Source organism: Providencia sp. PROV156 (assembly GCF_028480905.1).
GTDB lineage: Bacteria > Pseudomonadota > Gammaproteobacteria > Enterobacterales > Enterobacteriaceae > Providencia > Providencia hangzhouensis.
This window is the reverse complement of the sequence record NZ_JAMPPE010000031.1, coordinates 23,026-43,394: the sequence shown is the minus strand read 5'-3', so window position 1 is coordinate 43,394 and position 20,369 is coordinate 23,026. Positions and strand designations below refer to the sequence as shown.

Below are 20,369 nucleotides of genomic sequence, written 5' to 3'. Positions count from 1 at the left end.
GTATATTCCCAATTAAGCATTATCACATTGATTTTAAAAGTATTTATTTTCCATTCCTGATGAATTTAAGTGTTTCAATTATACATATAACCTGTTGATTTATATTGTAGTGATAAATAGTTTTGGGGAATGATTTTGTCTCAATTAAGATTTGCAATTTGATAATTTACTGTATATAAATACACTGTATAAATTAACAGTTAAACAGGAGATTACATTATGCCTCGTATTGAAATTCTCTTCGATAAAGAAAATAGCAACAAGCCATCTGAAAAAGTACGCAATGCGCTACGTGAACAAGTGATACACAAGATTGGTGACAAGTACGGCCCACTTAACGTCAGGGTAGCTTTAAGCTCATCAACATCTTTAGTGGTTAGCGGTGCTAAAAGTGACGATGCGACTAAAGAAATAAATGAAATTATCGAAAATATATGGCTTGATGATTCGTGGGTACCAGCATGAAAAATGATCGCGGTGAAAGTAACATTGATATTGTTCCTCGAATCACAGAAGTGAAGGTAGGCGTTAATAGCCCTTATGAGGTTTTAGTACTGGAAATCACCTTTGCTGATGGCTCTATCAACAAAGAAACGCACAAATGGGAAGATGTTGATAGGCCAGCACAGCGCACCTATTTATCTCGTGATATTGCAGAGCATATGTACGCTAAGATTGGAGAGTATTTGGAAAAAACGGGTGATGACTATCCTGAACCCGTTAAAAAATACTTGATGTGATGAGAAGCCGCTTTTTACAGCGGCTTTATTTTGGTAGGTGTTAAGGCTTTTCTGGCCAATCGATACTTGGAGCAGTAGAAATATCAACACGATTTAGAAGTACACGGTATTTTTTCCACGCTTGCAGCTTTTCTTCATCACCATCTAAAGCGAGCCCTACATCAATAGCGTCTTGCAAATCAGAAATTTGTTTATTTGCTTCACCTAATCGCTGTGCTTTTTCGCTTTCAGCTTGTGCGACAAATGATGCTTTTTGCGCTTCTTTATCAGTAACCCATTTTTTTCCATTCCACTTGTCAAACTCGGTCTGGGGTTCTAAGAGTGTAAGTGTAGCGGGCAAATCACCAATAAAATCTACTACCACTGGCTGACCTGTTTCAGCGCTATACGCTGTTTTACCGCGGTAGTCAGCAACATGAAGCCATGTTTTCTCATCTTCACTACGGATAATTGCAATACCTAATTCTGCAGGAATTTCTGGTTTATCTAAATAAGCATCAGCGACAACAGAGCCCCCCAGCGGAACATTATCCAATGAAGCACGAACATATTCGCGCGTCATCGGGTCACAAAGGTAAACCCCTACCCATCCTGCTACAGTAGCTAAGCCATTATCATCAAACTGCGCTTGCTGAACTTCAATTGTGTATTTCATCATTTCACTCTCGTTATTAAAATTTTAGCCACGTTTTTCATGCGAGTTTCGTTTGCGGTTTTCGCAACTCTAGATGCTTTAAATTCAATAGTTGTATATTGCGAATTTTCGTTACCAACTGCTCTTTCTATTGGCTTGGCATTTGCGCCACTAAATGCGCCCGTTAGCGCTAATGCACCTGTTGTTGATGCTAAATTCGTGATAGAGCCTGATATTTCTTGCATCGCATCTTCTTGATAAGTGCCAACAGTTCGTCCAGTATCAATGCCTCTACCATTATCGGCTGCACGAATAGCATAACCACGATCATCTGGGAGCTTTAAATTGGTAAATATTTTTGCTAATTCTGGATATTCACTTGCGGAGAACGAACGCCCCTCATTTGGCCAAAAATTATTAGGAATGGGTGCTGATGAGTTCCAAATAATTGATGCACCGATAGGCACACTTTGCATATCTTCAGTGGTGGTTGATGTGCGTAGGTATCCATTTCTATCTTTTGATGTATTGGCTTCGGTATAGGCAAGAAGCCAATCGTCATCCCAAACGCCAGCAAGCTGACTGCGTGAACCAATATTGCCTTTCCAAAAACCAATTTGCACAGATCTATCTGGAGAACGTTGCAAATGCAATACCGCACCCCACGCTAATGAATCCGGTGGAGACCCCGGAACACCAGAGCCACGGATAACGCTTGTTTGCGAAATGCCATTATATCCAGTGCTTTCTGGTACCGTTACCGCTTCACCACCGAAACCAAAATCACCGGGCTTTAAAAAGAACTTTGTGGCGGCATATTGACTCATGACCTGCGTTGTTGATGAACCAGTCCCTTGTGCAACACTTGTTTTGTCAAGTTTCTTACCAAGCTCAGCATTTAATGTCGGGTTTGTAGCGTAATCACCAGTTGGTTGTTTACCTGATAAGCCTGTTTTCAGTGCTTCATTGGTTGCATAGTCACCAGAAGGCTGTTTACCTGCAATTTGTGACAGCATGTCATCTGTGCTGATCAACTTCCATGATGAACTAACCTGTGATTGAGGCGCTGTATTAAAGTCAACTTTGTTGTTATCAACAATGCTTTGGTACTCTTTTTTTTCGTCGTCTGACTGAAGAATAGCGCCTTTGGGATAACCGCCGATTGACGCAGCATAATCAGCAGAAAACTTAAACTTTCCTCCTTTTGATAAGTAAACAATGTTTTCTGAGATTTGGTTAAAAATACCGTTAAAGTCCTGCCCTTTTGGTGGCATTCCACCAGCAGCGACGGGGATCATCGTGATTTGCCCGAAACCGGTATCCCATGTAGCTTGGTTGCTTTCCATGCTCGATGAGTAGTTTTCGGGTATAGCGTTCTTCTGGCCATTCTGTGCAAATGGCTTAGTGATGAGTTTTGGATTTTTCATTACGTACCTATTTAATGAAAGGTGCCTGATTGAAGGTTTGGAATCCTGAACCGAAGAAACCGAAATAATCGGAATAAGGTAGTTCGCGGATTGTTATTTCGACGCCGCTGGGTCTCGGCAATATGCTGTGATTAAAGATGAGGTTTTTTTCTAATTCGGAAAGTCGATATTCAAAAACATATCCCCCTTTCATGTGCCCAGTAATCAAAAAATACGCTTTTCCGCGCGTAAAAGAGGTTTTTAAAAAGGCGTTAATATTAGGTGCGGTTGCATTAATAATATTGGCGTACGCTTTCATGATGATAACTTCACGGAACGTGGGGTCAGTCATCAAGTAAGAGCTTTCGTTTTTAAAATCCCCAAAAAATGGTGCTTGGTTAAATGGTAAATATTTCTCGGTTCCATCGAAGCCAAAGTAATCGGCATCAGGATCCGGTATTGTCAGGCCCCGATTAATGCCAACAATTCGGCCCCAAATATCTAAGCCGAAGCCTTGAGCCGTTAGCACGTTAATAGCTAAATGATAGAATTCATCAGAACTTTGTCGGGGGTCTATGGCTTCGTTGACTGATTTAAGGATTGAGGTGATGCAAGGGGAGTTTGCGTATTGACTGAGTAGGGTTTCTCTAATATCAATCATCACGTTATCCTTATGTCATCGACCGACAATACCGGAAACTCATCTATTCCAAAATCAACATAATTCCCTGCCGTGCCTCCTTTTCTACTGACTTGGACAGACAACAGCCGGTTAACGGTTGACTGAGCCACCGTGCAAATATAATCACTGGCAATCAACCGTTTGGCTATCTGGCCTTTCCCTCGCCCTGTTTTAAACTCTTCCAATATTGCGTTTTTAACCGCATCTTTTTCTTGAAACGTTAAGAGATTTTTATCTTCAAACGAGACAGTGAATTCAACAGGGATATGCGTTGGCCGGATAAATTTGACTTCGTATTTAGGCGGCATGTAGGGGAAATTTTCAGCATCTTCATAAGTCACTGAGGTATTACCCACAAACGCACACCCCGTCCCTGCTTTAGTTAGAATTTTTTTCGCTATCTCCTGGTCATCACCACCGACGACAGAAACCGCGATTGAGTTACGTATTAGCGGATAATTAGTTTTACCCACAGTTACCGTCGCATCTGAGGGGTTATCGATGACATAACAATCAATGACATCTTTAATATTTGATACAGCGCCATAGGTCGACGAGTTCATATTTTTGGCATTGGCTGACACAGAATTGTATCGACGCAATTCGAACTCTTGCCGGCTCTCTTCGTTCTGGCCAACAATGGCGGCTTTTAAATTTGTCACCGAATCTACACCAGGAACACTACGGATAATTTTAGTGATTGAGTCTGGTTGTGCTGGTATCGAACCAACCTCAGAACAAAAAGCATTAACGATCACTGTCCCTGTATTGCCAATTACCGTTTGTTTTTCAGTTTGCCAAATTCGCCCCGTTACATCTTGAGCTTGAAAACTCTCAGGAACGGTAGCACCCACTAGCCCTGTAAAGGTTAACTCAACGACTGAGCTAGTCGCTGGCTTTCGTTGTAAGAAATAGATATAGCCAATGGCGTCCTGCATCATTCCTGACGCGTATCGAGGGTCAAAACTGTTAAGCAGGTTGATCATGAAATTACGTTCATCAGTAATAATCGCTGACAGCGTGGTGACCAGTTGGCCCTGTGGTGTATCCATCTCCGTCGATATAGTGTCCCCGAAGCAATTACGCATTAATTGCCACAGACCGTCGATAACTTGCTGTGACGTGGGTGCCAATATACCCTCGGATGTTACTTCAATGGGTGGGATCATAGTTCTATCGCCCCCTCTCGGCCGTCTTTGTCTGTGAATGTAATTCGCCCTCGCACAACACGGTCATTTGCAGTGCTAAGCTCCACTTTTGCCGATACTACGCCTTCAACGGACAGCGCAGCATCTTGTAAATACTGACGATAAAGCGAAAGTGAGAAACGATTCTTACCAAGAATTTCCTCTAAATAAGGAATTCCCTCTTGCTGTGCGTAATACATGTCTTTCATAAAAACCCGACACTTATTTGCAACAGATTGCGCTCGAGCATATTGGTCTGATGCAATAGCAAGGTTCCCCGACACATCAAGGGTTAAGTCCCATGTGTTAGGGTGAAGAAATAGTGTTTTCATATTAAACCTGCTGGTTTGGCTTATTCGTGTTCGCGTATTCTGCGTTAGCTTTGTGATTATGCCCGTTATACGTAACACGCATACTTGCCATTGTTTGGCTGTTGCCGGCTGCGGTGTTATCAGTGATATCACCAGCTGATTGAACCGTGCTTGTGGTTTCGACTGGCGCATCGAGTATGATTTTGGTGCCCTTGGCTTTAATCACCCCTGTCGCAACAATATCAATCCCGCTTTCTAAGAAATGGATATACTGCGCAGGAGTGCCATTCAAAACACCACCGATATACAAACTATCTGCCCAATCGAATTTACGTTTACTATCTGGTGGCGCATCTTTTTTAGTGCGCTTTACTTTCGAGATATCACGCGTGGCGACTAAGCAAATACCAATATCGCCGACTTTGGGGTCGATAATTACAGCATTAGCGCCCCCCTGGTAGCGCATGTAAGGCACGTTAAAAATAGTCGCGGTATCGTAAACATTACCAGCACCATCAACCTGCAGAACCATTGGCTTAATATCAACCAAGCCAACAGGACCTACTCCATCACTTTTCACTTTGACGATGCGACAAACCGTAACCGTACCGATGCGACCAATTAAACTATTGATGATGTATTCTTGTGTTCTGGCGCCACCGGCTAAATCACGTAAATCAAAAGGAAGTGCGCTGTTATCTTTGGACATAAGTAACGTTATCCCCTTTTAATGATGCAGCGACATCCATAAACCAGCGTGCGGAATCACTCTCGGTTTCTAGCATGGCCCTCACTCCATATATCAACCAATCACCATTGCAAATATCAATCAAACTATCATTGATGCGAACTAAGCCACCAAAGCGCACCAATGGATCATAGAAGCATTGAAATTGAATACCTTGCATAGTAGGCGTTGGATAGCCTATTAAACCGGTTTCAGGTGATATGACAGGAATTTTTATTTTCCGAGGTTGCCCCTTGTTTGTCACTGCTATGTGATTACTTTCAATATATAAATCAAGGTTGGCGCTTTCAGCTAACCACTGGATCTTTTTGATGTCCGAATTACATAAGTAAACATTATCTAGTTTTTGGCTAACACCATTACCTTCAAGCGTATACCCCATTCTCTGGCAAATGTTACCCATGATATTGATAACGTCTTGAGGTCCCTCATAGCTCTCAGCTGCCGTTGATTGCATATTTTCTAGCACGGCTGTTTGCGCAGTGATCACGAGAGAAACATTAGGCGCTTCGGCTAAATCTGGATAGGCAAAAGTGATACCGCCTTTAAATACCGTTACCAAGTCCCCACCTTGTTCCCCCGCCTCTATCGTAATTGAGTTTTTTAGCGCAGTGACTTCTCGCCATTTAATACGTAGTAATTTTGACATGGTTTCGATGGGTAAACCGTAAACTCTCACCCTTGCTGATGGCGATGGTGCCCCATTCCCATTTGTGATCTCTGCACTAATTCTTAAACCAGTAGCAGACAGTTTGTTTTTATTGTCAGAAGTAAATGCTTCCTCTTTACCGCCTAACACCAACGTTATTTTGATAACTTTCCGATTAAATGCCATTGAGCCACACCAATTTGTAACGAGAGTTAAGCCCCGTATAAACAGGGTCGGTATTGCCTGTGGTATCCATAAATAACAGCCACTGGCAAATATACGTTAGGTTTCGACAAATTCGATTGCATACCAGATATTCACCATTTTGTTTTACAGTGGCGAATAAATTATCTAACCGAGTTTCGAGGATGATTTCGTAAGTGATTTGTTCGAGGGTAACGGTAAGGACTTGATTAGGTACTGCCGAAAGTGGTATTTCTGTTATCAAAATCCACCTCCAACCTGCATTTCCATCATACCGGCTGCGTCCTTGACTTGCTGTATGTCTTTATACATATTGCCCATAACTTTAATAACCAACTGAGCCGCTTCACTTCCTTTTACGAGGTATGACTTATCAGGATCATTAAAAATTTCAGCCAATTCTTTTAAATTTGTCTCAAAAGAACCATTATCGGCGGCTTGCGTCTTATCTCCACCGTCTTTCGTTTTGGCATCATCTGGCTGCTTAACCTCTTCTTCATCATATTTGACTGTAACCTCACGAACCTCATCAAGATGCACATTAACCTTAATCAGTGTTGCACCGTCTTTAGCTTCACGAGCTAAGTCATAACCCGTGATATTTGCAAATTTATAAACAAACTCAGGGGTGATAATGATGAACTTAAGCGTACTTTTAGAGAGCACTTCCAGTTGCGCTAAAAAGGCCCCGCGCTCGAATGTTCCGCCGCTGCCTTTACTTAATTGAACTGTCGCTTTCCATGGGTCAGCAACTTTGTTGTAACTGGCAAAAGAACCCTTTTCAATAGGAGCATTAGTAACACGGCTTTGGTTTTGATACTGCAGGGAGATAACATTATCAGCTAAAAGCAACGGTACTCCGTATTGATTAAAGATCCCCCAGTAGTTACCAAACAGCTTATTAATTAACGCAGCACCGCCAAAGCTAATGCCAGCGTCAAGCGCGGCATTGGGGATGCCCTTCCAGTTAGGGATATCTGGCATTCCGAACATAAGAACCTCGAATTTTAGGTAATAAAAAACCCTCCGAAGAGGGTTATTATTTAGGCTGGTAAATAACAATAGGACTGAGGGGCTGTAATTTTTTTCCCAAGTTTCTCGCTAAGTTCAGCTAAAGATATGGGCTCATCATATTCATGAACGTTACCTATCTGTATAGCAAAGGCTTTACTTTTCTCTTGGAAGTATTCATCAAAAAAGCTTTTACTTATCCCTGAGTATTCCTCGGTAATTTTCCAAATTGATGGAGGCGTATCCTCTAAAACATGCTCTATACTAAATTCGCCAACAATTTGACCAACTGGTAACGTAGAGTAAATAACGACCGAAGTAACTGATGAATTCTTAAACATTCCTTTCCTGAATTCATATTTTTTTGTTCCTTCCAATATCTTACTAACAAATTCAGGTTTAATTGATAATAATACTTTCATCTGCGCCACTTAAGCTTAAAATTCTGTTGAATTGTTCATCTGTGAGTTTGAGTATACCCCAGCGCTCATCAGGATCAAGACCAACGTTTTCAATTAACGATGCTCTATTTGGCCTTCTTGGGAACGCTAAATTATATGTAAAAGTGATTATGTAAGGATACACTTTATCCCGATAAAACTCTTGTAGCTGCTCCTTAGTAAACACAGAGTATTTAATGCAATAATCTACAAATAATTCCTCTGATTCAAAATCACTCATTTTCTTTATATTTTCAACAATGCATACCGACGTCGCAACTGAGCGATAGTGAGCTGGCCCCTTACCATCACCCATACGGTATATTACGAGTATATCGTATGGTTTAAAGGATAAAGCTTGCTTCATTTTGCAAATATACACTTTCCTAATGCTGTTCGTATGTGAAATATCTCTTAGTATATCAGGCGATTCCGTTACTAATATAGAATCAGGAAAAAGATCCGTATGAAACTCAGGACGAATCCCTAACAAATATTTATTCTGTGTCAGTTCAATAGGGAATAGTGGGTAATCAGATAAAATATCACCTGTTGATTCATCAGGTTTCATATCTTTCAACAACACTATCTCATTACCATTTTTAGACTCTTTTACTCCGCATTCATTAAATCCATACATTTTAAATAGTCTAATTAGATAATCGTGCTTTTCAAAAACTGTTACATAAATATCATCTACATTATATGACAACGCATTATCAAAAATTTTCTTTAAAAAGCGTTGACCTCTTAGCGTTCCTTTAGGACTAAATTTAAAAGTCCCAACTTTCAAATGTTTTCCATGAGATATTGGTGGTGATACGTCGTCTACGGATCCGTCTTCTATTTTTAAGTACATAAACCCATCAATATCACCTGAATCTTCGTAAAGAACGTATGCTTTTTCATCCAGTGATAACGCTTTTTTATTAAACCAATCAATAAATCCATGCTTATAATCAGTTTTTAATGTTGAAAAAAAATCATCATTTAAATCAATTCTACCAAAAGGTAAATACTGCAAGTTATCCATAGCTAATACCTTGTCTAATGTACATTTATTAAATAATAATATTTATAGATAAGTTTTTCTTACTCAAGAACGGTAAGAATATCAATTAAAATCAACTATGGTAACTAACTTTTATTGTCAGAGTTCACAAAGTAAGGAAACTTTATTAATTAATTCTAAAGCGTTTTTCATGTAATGAAATCCACACCTATCTTGATTAAATTTTACGTTTAAGAGCACCTATACAGTAAGCAAGGTGTACTGCTATTCTAGGTTACGGATTAGCTTGCAGTCCGATATAAAAGTGCTTGCGTGAAGAATCGTATTTTTAGAACCTAATGCAGATACAACTCCATCTTTAGTTGTCAAACCAACAAAAAAAACATTTCCGAGCTCATCAGTGGATTGATATGTCACGGTGTCTTTTGTTTGTTCTGCTTTTTTGGCAATTGGTGGATTCATTGATATTCCTCCGGGGAAAGACACGATAAATAAGGCTGTGTCATTCTCCCCTTTCTCAATGTAAATTTCGGCACCTTTTAACTTCTCATCCCTTGAGCTATTCTGTTCGATTTCCGAATAAGAACACTGATAATTACCATCAATAAGTTGAACATTACCATTACTATCTATTTTTATTGATAGTGGGTCTGCAGCACCGAAAACAAACCACGGCAGAAACAACAATCCAGCAGTAAATTTCTTAATCATTTTCTGTCCTTGATTAATTTAATTAAGGTCATTGTGCCACTGGATCACCGCAATTTAAAGCCGGACAATCAAGATATTAGCCCAGCGAAACAGCACCTATATTTAAGCCCATCACTTCTACTATACGACATTATTTTTTGTCGTACTTACAGTTAGCTAGTGAAACAGCTATCTCCTCGCCCTTTCTTTTATTTTGTACAACAAGCATAATTCCAATATCTTCCCTTATCCCATAAACGAAAATAAAATCTTTAGCTTCATAATGATATGCTGTCAAATCAGATCCTTTCATGGTGACTTGAAGTTTAGGGGATGTGATATTAACCCCGGTATCAAAATTTATATTTATCATAGCAGAGTTATCGCCAGAATAAGGTGTCACCTCTAGTTTTGCAGTTCCTATCTGCACATTATTAAATTTATCAGAATCGTTCAGATTATCAGGTACTGACTGAACACTACAAGTGTACTCCCCAGCTAATGCTAAAATGTTATAGCTATTATCTCTATATAGCCCCATGTCATTATTATTTACCGCCGAAAATGCAAAACTAGAAAACAAAATAGGCAAAGCGCAGATATACTTAATCATCATTTACCTCATGAATATTATTTAATCTATTGTGCCACTGCCTTAATACAAATTAAAGCAAATTAGGACATAGGAGCTATAAGCTGAAACATCATCTCATTTGTGGTTTCCAACACATCAGATAAACTCCCCTGTACCGTTGGTGAGCTAGTTGTAATGTTGATGTCTCCAAAAGTAGCCTCCACTCTATTGTTTGTGGCTAACTGAGAATTACTTCTTAAATTATCCGATGTTGCAAGTGTCCTGTTTATATCTATAGCAACACTATGTGGCACTGGTTTGTTAGTCATTTGATCATCAAGCGACTTTATATAATCAAGCGTTTTTTTAGCGTTTAAGCTATACTCCTTGCCAACATCCCACCCCTCTTTTTTATCAATAACCGCAATTAACTGTTTCCTTTCATCAGTAGTTAAGTCACCCATGCGTTTATCTTGCCCACCAATTGCCGCTAGGGCCTCACTGATATAAGCAGCAGTGTTGTTGTATTCAGGTGGGGAGTGACTTGTGATCGCCTGTGATACTGTTTTATCTTTATACCCAAGACCTGCGCCATAATCACCTTTCGTACTTAATTGCTTAGCCCAATTGCTTTCAAAAAGCATCCATTGTCTAGCCTTATCTCCCATTTCCTTATTTGGGAAAATCGCCATCGTATGTCCCTGTGCGTTAGTATCATGACCGATTGCACCAAGGCTCTGCGCTGCTTTACCCCAAATCATATTGCTAGGGTTATTATTACGCCAAGCTCTTGACCCACCTTCACGAATAACATCTCCATTTTCGGTTTTATATATACGCTTATCTTCATTTGGAACTTCGACACCTGAAGCGGTAAAGCCAGAAGACGAGCCACTGTTAAGAAATGGCTTTGACAAGTTTTCTATAACATTTTTAACTCCATCTTTTCCTAAAGCTAAAACCCCAGCTCCTGGTATGACTCCATCAAGTGCTTTAGCCCCAGCAATCACTTTATCCTCCGTTGTTGCATTCGGATCATTAAACTTGTGTACTGCCGCAACAACTAAAGAGGCTTTTTCCCCCGCTTTAGCCATCACATCACCGAAATGTTCAGCGGCCTCATCAATATAGGATTTGATAATAGGTATAGCAGTAACAAACGCTGCAACTAATAGACCAGGCCAGCCTAATAATCTTGCGAATCCTAACGACAATTTACCGAACCCGCTGAGAATGCCGACAACCCATTTACCGCCAAAGTAAGTCGCGAAAGCGGCAAGTGCCAGTTCCCATTTATTAAGATTTCCTTCTTGGTCAGTAAACCACTTACCAATTTTAGTATCTTTAAACCATTTGGAAATCTGATCTAACCAGCCTAAAACCGTTTCAATTGATGCGGACCATTCCGACCAATCAAACATCGATTTACCGCCACGCTTCCAAACCTCATAATCATTGGATAGCCCAATAATCGCAGCACCTAGCGCAAGAATTAAACCAACACCAGTAAGCAGCGGTGCAAACATCCCCGCGAAGGCTATTGCCGCTTTTAGCGCCAATGGAATAAGTGTTAGCCCAATAATGGCCGCGATGCCTTTAAATATCAAAATAGCCCCATCACGGTTTCGATTAAGGTAATCAAGCCAAGCGGTGAGCCGTTCTGAGAATTTAAGAAAATAAGGAATTAAGTAATTAGCGATAAGTGTTTTAAGCCCTTCCCATTGCTGACTGACTAACGCGTTTTGCTCGTTCAATTTGCGGCTAATTTCAAGCTCTTCTTGGGATGAAATAACAATATTTTTTTGAGCAATGAGTTGCCGTTCCATGGCATCACGACCTTGAAGTAACGTGTTAATGGTTCCTTCATCAAAGCCCATATTTTTAGCAATATTGTAGGCTTGCGGCCGTGACATTTTTGATAAACTATCTGCGACATCAAGCAAGATATCATCAAGATTTCGGATGTTGCCTGTAGAGTCCACCACACCCACGTTAAGCGCGTTGAAATACGGCAGTACTGACGCATCACCAATAGTCACTAAATCCCACAACGATTTACTCAGGTTAGATAAGCTGGCTGTCATCCCATCAGCAGTACCACCTGCCATTTCAGCCATGTTCTGCCACTTTTTAACTTCAGTGGCATTCATGCCTAAGTTTTTACTCAGAAAATTAAGTTTATCGTTAGCCTGGTTAACGTCTGTAATCAGCTTTGCCAAACCCGATGAAACCATGATGGTACCAAAAAATGCGGTTAAGGCTTTCACACCGTTATACATTGAGCGTGTAAAGTCCTCTGTTTTCTCTTTGGCTTTTTTGGTTTCATCGGCCTGATTTTTAATAGTGATGGTTAAATCCGCAGAGGACTCATTCACATTATCCAGTGAAGCCGATAAGCGATCACTTTCAGCCGTTGATTTTCGGGTTTCTTCTTTAAACCCTGTATTGTCCAATCTTAACGTAACAATTAAGGCATCGATGATCGTCGCCATAAGCACTCCTGCGGCAAATAAAAAAAACCGCAAGAGCGGCTTATTGTTGTTGACTCAATTCTTTCATCACTTGCTTGTTGTACTCATTCACATGGTGTATTTCGAGCAAGTTCATTGCATCTTCTAGCCCCAGTGTTGTCGTTAACTCGGTATATGTTGCTAGGCCAGAGCACGCTATCTCTCTGACCACACTCGACACATTCTTTGTTTCGACAAGCACACCTTCACGAAGCGGTAAGCCAGCCCTTAGTTGTTTGAACTGGACAAACCGCCTTGAACTAAAAAATCAATGTGAATGGCCAGTGCTTCTTTGCGTAATATAAACAAGGTCATGACATCAAAAATATCTGAATCAATTTCCATATTGCGCGCATTACCGCCTGTAGGGACAATTTGGACACAGTCGAGTAATTCATTCAGAAGCGGGATCCCAACTTCGGCTTTGATACTGGATAGCGCTTTAATAGCAACCTGACCAAAGCCCATCATCCCCATTTCTGGTTTTACATCGCCGATATCGATACCAGCATTAGCTAAGGCAAAAATCGCTCGCATCGCCCAACTGTCGGCTTTAGTGACAGGCATTTCAGTCACAACAAAGGTTTTACCTGCATCGCGCCCTTTTTCAATAACAACCGTTTTTGTTTTTAATGACATTAGATTTCATCCGCTCCGTTAGTGACCATGTTGAAGTTATACGCGGTACCTTCGAGCATTTTCTTACCACTCGCACCGCCTTTCATCGACGTCATACCGCCTTTGCCTGTGTAACGTTTACCAATGGATGGCATTTCAATGATCACCTCAATAAAGCGCGTTTCCATGTTGGCGTTAAAGTCTTTGCGGATGTTCTCCATAATTTGTGTTGAAGGACTGTTCGCTTCAAGGTAAAGCGTCCACGGCGTTTCGTGAGGTGTATAGCCAATGGACTGTCGTCCATCCACACCCATGCGAGTTTCACCAATATTCGCGTCACCAAATTCCCACGCATTATCTGCTTGGAAGCCAAGTATCCGCACCCAGTTATCATAAACGCCCTCACAACGCAGCATCATGACCGAGTTAGCGGCTGTAATCGTTTTTTCATTATGACCCATTGACATAGCGTGTTACTCCTTACTGAACATTGATAGACGGTAAATTAACGGATTGAACACTACCGCCATCGGCATACCATAATTTCAATGGCATCGATTTGCGCAAGCCGCGTGTTTGCGCGGAGGTTTTCTCTATCTTCAAGCACCAGCCCGTCACGTTAAGTTGCGTTGCGGCATCAAAACCCGCCTCACTATTAATTTGTGTTTTTTGTTGCTCTGACAGCTCAACACCCGCTTGAATGCCGCCAAAGTTCAGCATTTGATTAATAGGGTCTTGGATGGCAGCACGGTGCATAGCACGACCTGCATCGTTATAAGGGATGCTCTTGAAGCTTGTTAACATTGTCATCAATGCAAGCTGCAACTGGCTATTGAAAAACACTTGGATAACGTAGCTATCCATCCATTTAAATTTGCCTGAGATTGAACCTGGGTTCACAAAGATAAAGCGGTCATTGGCGGTACCGTAAGCACCATAGAAATTAAAACCTAAGTCTAATAGTTCGTCCGCTAGCGCTTTGTCGGTAACTGTCGGTTTTAGGCCCTCTTGTTTTCTAAACGCTAAATTTGTGCGGCCGTTACGCTCATCAAAGTTCAAACACGCAGGGTAACTACAAATAAAGGAGGCATGGGTATGGTCGCCGTACATTAAGAACGTACCGCCCATATCAGATTCTTTAATTGCGCTTGAAAGCGTTTCTAGCTCACCATTTGCATTATCTTTTTGGTATAGCACATGCAAATAACGGTCTTTTTGCAACGATACCCAACGAGAGATTTTAATCATTTCCTCGGCGTTAAAACCAATGGTCATGATTGAGACAAAATTAGTCGTTTCTTTAGTAATACGTGGAAGTAAATCTTCAACCGTATCGGCATTAATACCATCGTTAGTTTGGGCGCCCGCGCTTTCAGTCAAGCACATGAATTTAGCAAGCCCCCCTTCAGCGGTCGAGATATTGCCTACCGCGCCTTTGGTTTTCCCCTCGATGATGAACGTTTTCGCACCAGTATCATACTTACAGGTTCCCGCGCCATTTAAAGCAGCAGTGACCAACTCAGCCAAAGCGGAATAACTTGACGCATTGTAGAACGCGCCGCTATCAAACGGCTGACTACCTGAACCACTAAAACCCAGTGCAGCGCTTGCATCCACTTCTGCAGAAATTTGTTTGCCATCGATGGTAATCACAAAACCGGTTGGCAGTGGTGTGAATTCGCCTTGTGTACGATTAGGCACTTTTGAGCCGACCAACTTTGCAGCTTGTGCGTTGGATGACATAGAAGCGATATAAAGTGTATCAGGCAATATCGTACAGTTTTCAAAGCCCTTAAAATAGACTTGAGCCGATTCATATTCTTTCGAATCGATACCAAACACTTCACCAACCAGATCCGCTGAGCCAAAGGCTTTTACACCTAGCATGGATTCAGGCTGACTTTTGGTAATAAACAACGCGTTTAACGCCAGAGGGTTGCCACCAGTGCCAACGACACCGGGCAATATCTGGACGATATCGCTTGCCGGAATAGATTTCATATTTTTACCTTAGATATTTGTGGTAGTAATTGAGATTTCGTCGACACCATCGACGTGATACGAGGTTTCAGGGTTATATTGCAGGGTAATTTCTAACATCATGCGGTTTTCGTACTGATTGGCCTGATCCACCAGCACATCTTTCTTCGGTTGCCCGCTGTCCAGTGGTTGGCATTTTACTAATCGTTCAGTGGTGTATGATGACTTCCAAAGGTTGGCCACCACGCGAGAACGGTTATTAGCTTCAACACCATAAAAATCCAATTGAAATGTCGCCTTAACTGAGCGCTGCGCCGTCACTTCTTCTTGTACAGCATCCCAATATTCAGCGGTGTAATCCAAATCATGTTCAAATAACATGTGCATGACGATACCGTTTTCAGGTACAGGTGTGTTGTTTTGATAGCCTTGCTGAACTGGACAATCAAATAGCTCAATCAGGTACTTTCTGAGCTCTACAAAAATATCGCGTTCAGTAACGCTTATTGTCGCCATAGCAGCACCTTCACCCACGTTGGATAAGACTCGATAACTTGCGTCACTAGCCATTCAGACTTTTCATCTTCGCCATAGGCTTTAAACATCATCTTATCTGCCCCTTTTTCTTTAGGTCGCCTCAGTGCAGATATCTGCCCTCTTGCATAACCATAAATAAATTGTCCTTGCTGGTTAATCACGCCAAGGTGTTCGAGGTCTTGTGTACTCAAGCTTTGCAGTTGTACTGAAATATCGTAATTAACAAATTTTGCTGTATTCACACCCGCATCGTCTGTTTGGTAACCTTCGTTGGCCATCAAAACAGCAGGAATATTTTTATTAACGATTTGAATCGCGGTATTGGCCAGAGATCGAACATTAATCATCGTTCACCTCGAAACTGAATGAGTGATGTAATTTGCCAGTTTCAACTAAAGGACTCGCTGATTTTTTCTTCGCTATTGTCGATTTAGCATTAGGTGGCGTTTCCCATGTTAAAACCGATACTTCCAGCTCATTCTTTATCGCTCTGCCTAACGACTCCATGCCTTTTCTAACACTTCCGTATCGCTCAATAGACTGCGCAAGAATGGTAGGCCATGTGGTTCTACCATTAGCTACAACAGTACGAAAGAAGGGTCGAGGTGGAATGTTGATGGTGTGTGCTGGAATATGATGGTCAGTGGCAAAGTTAGCGCTTTTGGCCTTAACAAACCGTCCACCTCGGCTAAGTGTGCCATCTTTGCGGATCCGCCGATAAATGGTACCCGTTCTTGCCGGTTGATTGATCGTTGCTCCGTACTCTTGGATATAGCCAATTTGTGCTACCGAGGTGCCATCTTCATATGTCGAGCCCTCCAGAATCCCCGCGCGTAACTCTAAGTTACCGCCTAAATATTTACTCAATGCCGCTTCAAGTTTACTACTCATAATAGCTCCCTCGCCAAACGGGCATCGGCATGACACCGAGTACATAAAGGAACGAACGGTACTTACTGGTCATCTGCCAATACTCAGCACCATACGGGGTTTGCGTGTACCACTTTTCAGCATTAGTTGTCTGACCATAATCCAGAGAAACCGATACACTCCCTTCACTCGCACTCGATGCGCGACCTACCGCACTGTTGCCCTCCGCAATTTGGCTTTGGATATATGCCATGTGGGCCATCAACAAAAACAGCAGCATTTCACGTTCAGCCAAATCCTTTACATAACTGCACTTTGTGTTATTCAGTAAAGAACACGCTTTCACAAAGAGCATCTGCAGCTGCATATCATTAAGCGCACTAAATTGCGGATAAGCGTCTTTAAACCTAGCAGTGTCTAACTCCACAATACCGGTTGGTTCACTCTGAGACTGTTGGCTACGATAATGAAGCATTGCCATTCTGTTCATGACGGCTCCTTACTTAGCGGCTTCAACACCATCGGCTTTTTGCTGTAAAGGTTCGGTTTTAGATTGCAGCTCTTTTTTATCTTTGGCTTCTGCCTTAGTTTCTTTCACTTTTTCGTGTGCAAAGATAAGCCCGTTTTTCACTAAAGCACGCTCTTTATTTTCCGCATACCAAGCATCCCATAGCGACTTATCGACACCATAGGTCAAGCCAAAGCCATTCCCATCATTAATACCATTTGCGAAACCTTTAATTTCTTCGCGTTGTTCGCCAACGTCCAAATAAATACCGTTGGACAGTTTGCATGCGATTGTGACTGTAGACATAAATCATCACCTTTTTATAAACGAGAAAACCGCCCGGAGGCGGTTAATGTGAGCAATCGAATATCGTTAAGACACTAACATCGATGCAATAAACAGTGGGCGATACACCACGCAACCAAATGTACCTTGTGAGCGTTTTTGCTCCCATGACGAGGCTTTTTGTAGCATTGCGTGAACGCGCATTTTTTCGGTAAAGCCAAGATCTAACGTTGGCTGTCCTTCATAACTTTCCACAATTAACTTAACAACTTCACCCGCTGACGTTGAAAACTCAGGAATGCTTTTCACAGTTAAGTTCGGGAAATTTTTCGCCAACTGGTCAGAAACGTTAACGTTATACTGGTTGGTTTTGGTTAAATTTGTCTCCATTTCTGGTGATAGCACTAACACCATTTTTTCATGACGATCAACTAAGCCATTGGTCTGTTTAACCAGTTGAGAAAACAGTTTACGAATGGATTCATAGACCGCCTCACCATCCAGATTATCCCACGCCGCTGACGTCATGTTTGGCAACATGCCCGGGTCGTTTAATAAACCGTAGTTTTCGAGCCCTTCAATCCCATAGAGATAAGATTTATTTTGGTACTTATTCAACGTTAATACAGCGGCACGCTGTTTCATTGAAGCCCAATCGAGTTTAGCCGCGCCGGCTAACTCCATTTCACGCTCCCCTACACGCACAAACGTTTGATAATGGTAGGGTTGGCGTTGTGGCCAGTTAACGTTGACACCCGTTTGACCGTTGTTATTGAAGTCTCCATAGGTAGAAACTTCACCCGTTGCTTCCATCATAGGAAAGGCAGCTGTTTGTGTGGTCCAATCCCCTTGTTTCTTTTCACCAAAAATTTCGGCCATTCGCATCGGAGTAACAACGGCTTCAATAACTTTAGGATCAACGTAGGTGGTGAAAATGGACAGGATACCCGCATTTGGGGCAGTAACAAGTTCACTATCCATCGCAATCGCTGCTCGAACTTGTGCAGTCAATTCCTGTGGCTGATAACCTGCTGCAAATACGACACCAGCGCGATTTGCTAACGCATTAAAATTCAGTGGCATGGTTTTTCCTTACAGAGACGCGGACATAGTGGTTAAACCCGCAGTGACAGTTTTAGCAACTCGAAATGGTGTTGCTTCTACGGTGGTGTCATTGGGATCGATAGTATCAACGGCTTTCGCTTCCCCCGTTGCCACATCAGCAACAACAAACTGGCCACGTTTACCACCTTCTTTAAGTACGACACGAAAGTCGCCACTGGTCATTAAGGTTACTTCACGACCTTTTGGGATTTTCATTGTGGCTTCTGCCATATAGGTATCGATAATGGCTTGGTTATTACGATGTACAAAGCCGATTAGCCCGCCATCCATTTTTATATTCGACACTAAGCCTTTTTCGTCAGCCCAAGCGAATAAACCAACCTCAACACCCTTTTCACCAACTTTTAATTGACCTTCACCCGCCAGCATCGTGAAGTGTGGATTCAGCGAAGCAAAGTCACCCGCCACACCCACCGGCAGGTCATTATTCATTTTTGTTTGAAAACCGCTCATGATTTCCCCTTATTTAAAACGTGCTGTGTGTTCATCTTCAGCGAAAGTATCCGCATCCATCGCAAACTTAGGTTGCTTGACTGCACTTGCATTATCTTTTGCCATTCTGACCATATGAGCCAAACCAGCACCATTAACGCCATCGCAAGCAATGCCCTTTTGTTTAAGCGCGTAAGCATAAACATCATCGGCACTGGTAAAGCCATCCATTGCAATGACTCCCACCAGCGGTTCAACGTCACGCAATGCGCCAAACATCGCCGTCATTTGTTTAATGGTGGCATCTTTTGTTGCCGTGAGTGCTGAATCCATCGCCTTTTTATTGGCTTCTTCATTATCATTAGCCTGTTTTTTAGCCTCTTCCTCATCTTTGGCTTTCTTTTCGGCCTCTTCTTCGTCAGTGGCTTTTTTCTGTGCCTCTTCTTCATCTTGAGCGGCTTTTGCTGCCTCCGCAGCTTTTTGCTCCTCATCCTTTGCACCGTCGAGCTCTTCGGGTGAAACATCCATCCCTAACTTGACTGCAGTTAAAATGTCACGAAGTTGGTTTTCTGGAATATCCGCATCCATCCCCAACGCCTTTTTGATTTGCGCAGCCAATACTGGAAGTGCGCCTTTTTTTAATTTCATCTCTGTCTCCAAATCGACTGTCTGATGGTCTGAAATAATTGCGTCACGCCCGATACGACCGCGATAAACTAACGCAATGTGGTTTCCGTGAATGTTGCGCATGACACCATCATAGTGTTCACCGTTGAACTCACCTGATGTCATATCAGCGATGTAGGCGTAACCTGCAGATAACTCTTCCATCTTCTTTGCTTCGATGATCGCTATTGCATTGCCATCCCATACACTTAAATCGCCGTATAGCCGCCCACCCTCAAAAGCAATATCTGAACCCGTTGTGCCGATGGTGTATTCCATTTCAGGTTCATCAGCATCTACAGGAATGTGCTTAATCAGTAACTGCTTTTTGCTAAATGTCTTTGCTGCCCGCTCAAGTTCGACAGGATCACGAAGTAGGTAGTAAATTTTTTCAGGGTCTAGCCCTAAGTGCTCGTAATTGGGGATTTCTTTTCCCCGATACGGATTTACCGCTGCTTTAGATAAAACAGTCCGCTCCACAATTAAGTGGCCGTTACCGTCTTTACTACGCATTGATCTGTCAAAAGCGAGGCGTTCTGTCATGGTCATG

At 42.0% G+C, this 20,369-nt stretch carries 28 protein-coding genes; 2 read left to right on the top strand and 26 right to left on the bottom strand.

The window, feature by feature from the left end; translation table 11 throughout:
* Nucleotides 1-219 precede the first annotated feature (219 nt).
* Together PSF31_RS18765 and PSF31_RS18760 are read left to right on the top strand one after the other, a co-directional pair.
* Entirely contained in the window at nucleotides 220-465 is a 246-nt protein-coding gene (locus tag PSF31_RS18765) for a DinI-like family protein (RefSeq protein WP_272518197.1), read from the top strand.
* Complete coding sequence (locus PSF31_RS18760) at nucleotides 462-740, top strand: hypothetical protein (protein WP_272683284.1); 279 nt, start codon at nucleotides 462-464, stop codon at nucleotides 738-740. The genes PSF31_RS18765 and PSF31_RS18760 overlap by 4 nt, the downstream gene beginning before the upstream one ends.
* Nucleotides 741-780: 40 nt before the next feature.
* Here PSF31_RS18760 and PSF31_RS18755 read toward each other — a convergent pair whose 3' ends face one another.
* From PSF31_RS18755 to PSF31_RS18630, 26 genes are all read right to left on the bottom strand, one after another.
* Entirely contained in the window at nucleotides 781-1,398 is a 618-nt protein-coding gene (locus tag PSF31_RS18755) for a tail fiber assembly protein (RefSeq protein WP_272683283.1), read from the bottom strand.
* Nucleotides 1,395-2,801 (bottom strand): hypothetical protein, encoded by a 1,407-nt coding sequence (locus PSF31_RS18750; RefSeq protein ID WP_272683282.1) that lies wholly within the window; start codon nucleotides 2,799-2,801, stop codon nucleotides 1,395-1,397. The genes PSF31_RS18755 and PSF31_RS18750 overlap by 4 nt, the downstream gene beginning before the upstream one ends.
* 7 nt (nucleotides 2,802-2,808) lie before the next feature.
* Entirely contained in the window at nucleotides 2,809-3,441 is a 633-nt protein-coding gene (locus PSF31_RS18745; protein WP_272683281.1) for a DUF2612 domain-containing protein, read from the bottom strand.
* Nucleotides 3,441-4,631: a baseplate J/gp47 family protein gene (locus PSF31_RS18740; protein WP_272683280.1), complete on the bottom strand. Its 1,191-nt coding sequence runs from the start codon at nucleotides 4,629-4,631 to the stop codon at nucleotides 3,441-3,443. The genes PSF31_RS18745 and PSF31_RS18740 overlap by 1 nt, the downstream gene beginning before the upstream one ends.
* Nucleotides 4,628-4,981, bottom strand: a complete 354-nt coding sequence (locus tag PSF31_RS18735; protein ID WP_163762028.1) for a hypothetical protein — start codon at nucleotides 4,979-4,981, stop codon at nucleotides 4,628-4,630. The genes PSF31_RS18740 and PSF31_RS18735 overlap by 4 nt, the downstream gene beginning before the upstream one ends.
* A gap of 1 nt (nucleotide 4,982) precedes the next feature.
* Entirely contained in the window at nucleotides 4,983-5,669 is a 687-nt protein-coding gene (locus PSF31_RS18730) for a Gp138 family membrane-puncturing spike protein (protein ID WP_272683279.1), read from the bottom strand.
* Nucleotides 5,656-6,543: a baseplate hub protein gene (locus PSF31_RS18725; protein WP_272683278.1), complete on the bottom strand. Its 888-nt coding sequence runs from the start codon at nucleotides 6,541-6,543 to the stop codon at nucleotides 5,656-5,658. The genes PSF31_RS18730 and PSF31_RS18725 overlap by 14 nt, the downstream gene beginning before the upstream one ends.
* Nucleotides 6,533-6,805: a phage baseplate plug family protein gene (locus tag PSF31_RS18720; RefSeq protein ID WP_272683277.1), complete on the bottom strand. Its 273-nt coding sequence runs from the start codon at nucleotides 6,803-6,805 to the stop codon at nucleotides 6,533-6,535. The genes PSF31_RS18725 and PSF31_RS18720 overlap by 11 nt, the downstream gene beginning before the upstream one ends.
* Entirely contained in the window at nucleotides 6,802-7,545 is a 744-nt protein-coding gene (locus PSF31_RS18715) for a phage baseplate protein (protein ID WP_272683276.1), read from the bottom strand. The genes PSF31_RS18720 and PSF31_RS18715 overlap by 4 nt, the downstream gene beginning before the upstream one ends.
* 59 nt (nucleotides 7,546-7,604) lie before the next feature.
* Complete coding sequence (locus tag PSF31_RS18710) at nucleotides 7,605-7,994, bottom strand: ASCH domain-containing protein (RefSeq protein ID WP_272683275.1); 390 nt, start codon at nucleotides 7,992-7,994, stop codon at nucleotides 7,605-7,607.
* The gene (locus tag PSF31_RS18705; protein WP_140182658.1) at nucleotides 7,972-9,045 is read right to left on the bottom strand and encodes an N-acetyltransferase; all 1,074 of its coding nucleotides are present in this window, start codon (nucleotides 9,043-9,045) and stop codon (nucleotides 7,972-7,974) included. The genes PSF31_RS18710 and PSF31_RS18705 overlap by 23 nt, the downstream gene beginning before the upstream one ends.
* Before the next feature lie 243 nt (nucleotides 9,046-9,288).
* Complete coding sequence (locus PSF31_RS18700; RefSeq protein ID WP_272683274.1) at nucleotides 9,289-9,735, bottom strand: hypothetical protein; 447 nt, start codon at nucleotides 9,733-9,735, stop codon at nucleotides 9,289-9,291.
* A gap of 130 nt (nucleotides 9,736-9,865) precedes the next feature.
* Complete coding sequence (locus PSF31_RS18695; RefSeq protein WP_272683273.1) at nucleotides 9,866-10,330, bottom strand: hypothetical protein; 465 nt, start codon at nucleotides 10,328-10,330, stop codon at nucleotides 9,866-9,868.
* 59 nt (nucleotides 10,331-10,389) lie between these two features.
* Nucleotides 10,390-12,780 (bottom strand): hypothetical protein, encoded by a 2,391-nt coding sequence (locus PSF31_RS18690; RefSeq protein ID WP_272683272.1) that lies wholly within the window; start codon nucleotides 12,778-12,780, stop codon nucleotides 10,390-10,392.
* 40 nt (nucleotides 12,781-12,820) lie between these two features.
* A complete protein-coding gene (locus PSF31_RS18685) occupies nucleotides 12,821-13,000 on the bottom strand; it encodes a hypothetical protein (protein WP_272683271.1) in 180 nt (59 codons plus the stop codon).
* Between the two features lie 26 nt (nucleotides 13,001-13,026).
* Nucleotides 13,027-13,437, bottom strand: a complete 411-nt coding sequence (locus PSF31_RS18680) for a hypothetical protein (protein ID WP_272683270.1) — start codon at nucleotides 13,435-13,437, stop codon at nucleotides 13,027-13,029.
* Complete coding sequence (locus PSF31_RS18675) at nucleotides 13,437-13,883, bottom strand: phage tail fiber protein (RefSeq protein WP_272683269.1); 447 nt, start codon at nucleotides 13,881-13,883, stop codon at nucleotides 13,437-13,439. Before PSF31_RS18675 ends, PSF31_RS18680 begins: the two co-directional genes overlap by 1 nt.
* Before the next feature lie 13 nt (nucleotides 13,884-13,896).
* A complete protein-coding gene (locus PSF31_RS18670) occupies nucleotides 13,897-15,417 on the bottom strand; it encodes a DUF3383 domain-containing protein (RefSeq protein WP_272683268.1) in 1,521 nt (506 codons plus the stop codon).
* A 9-nt stretch (nucleotides 15,418-15,426) separates the two neighbouring features.
* A complete protein-coding gene (locus PSF31_RS18665; RefSeq protein ID WP_272683267.1) occupies nucleotides 15,427-15,912 on the bottom strand; it encodes a phage neck terminator protein in 486 nt (161 codons plus the stop codon).
* Nucleotides 15,900-16,280, bottom strand: coding sequence for a hypothetical protein (locus PSF31_RS18660; protein ID WP_272683266.1), 381 nt, complete (start codon nucleotides 16,278-16,280; stop codon nucleotides 15,900-15,902). The genes PSF31_RS18665 and PSF31_RS18660 overlap by 13 nt, the downstream gene beginning before the upstream one ends.
* Nucleotides 16,273-16,824, bottom strand: a complete 552-nt coding sequence (locus PSF31_RS18655) for a hypothetical protein (RefSeq protein WP_272683265.1) — start codon at nucleotides 16,822-16,824, stop codon at nucleotides 16,273-16,275. Before PSF31_RS18655 ends, PSF31_RS18660 begins: the two co-directional genes overlap by 8 nt.
* Nucleotides 16,817-17,293 carry a DUF4054 domain-containing protein gene (locus PSF31_RS18650; protein WP_272683264.1) on the bottom strand — a complete coding sequence of 159 codons (477 nt, stop codon included), beginning with the start codon at nucleotides 17,291-17,293 and terminating at the stop codon, nucleotides 16,817-16,819. Before PSF31_RS18650 ends, PSF31_RS18655 begins: the two co-directional genes overlap by 8 nt.
* Nucleotides 17,294-17,302: 9 nt before the next feature.
* Entirely contained in the window at nucleotides 17,303-17,617 is a 315-nt protein-coding gene (locus tag PSF31_RS18645) for a hypothetical protein (RefSeq protein ID WP_272683263.1), read from the bottom strand.
* A 66-nt stretch (nucleotides 17,618-17,683) separates the two neighbouring features.
* Nucleotides 17,684-18,679, bottom strand: a complete 996-nt coding sequence (locus tag PSF31_RS18640; protein ID WP_272683262.1) for a DUF2184 domain-containing protein — start codon at nucleotides 18,677-18,679, stop codon at nucleotides 17,684-17,686.
* Between the two features lie 9 nt (nucleotides 18,680-18,688).
* Entirely contained in the window at nucleotides 18,689-19,174 is a 486-nt protein-coding gene (locus tag PSF31_RS18635) for a structural cement protein Gp24 (protein ID WP_272683261.1), read from the bottom strand.
* A 9-nt stretch (nucleotides 19,175-19,183) separates the two neighbouring features.
* Nucleotides 19,184-20,368: a DUF2213 domain-containing protein gene (locus PSF31_RS18630; protein WP_272683260.1), complete on the bottom strand. Its 1,185-nt coding sequence runs from the start codon at nucleotides 20,366-20,368 to the stop codon at nucleotides 19,184-19,186.
* Nucleotide 20,369 lies beyond the last annotated feature (1 nt).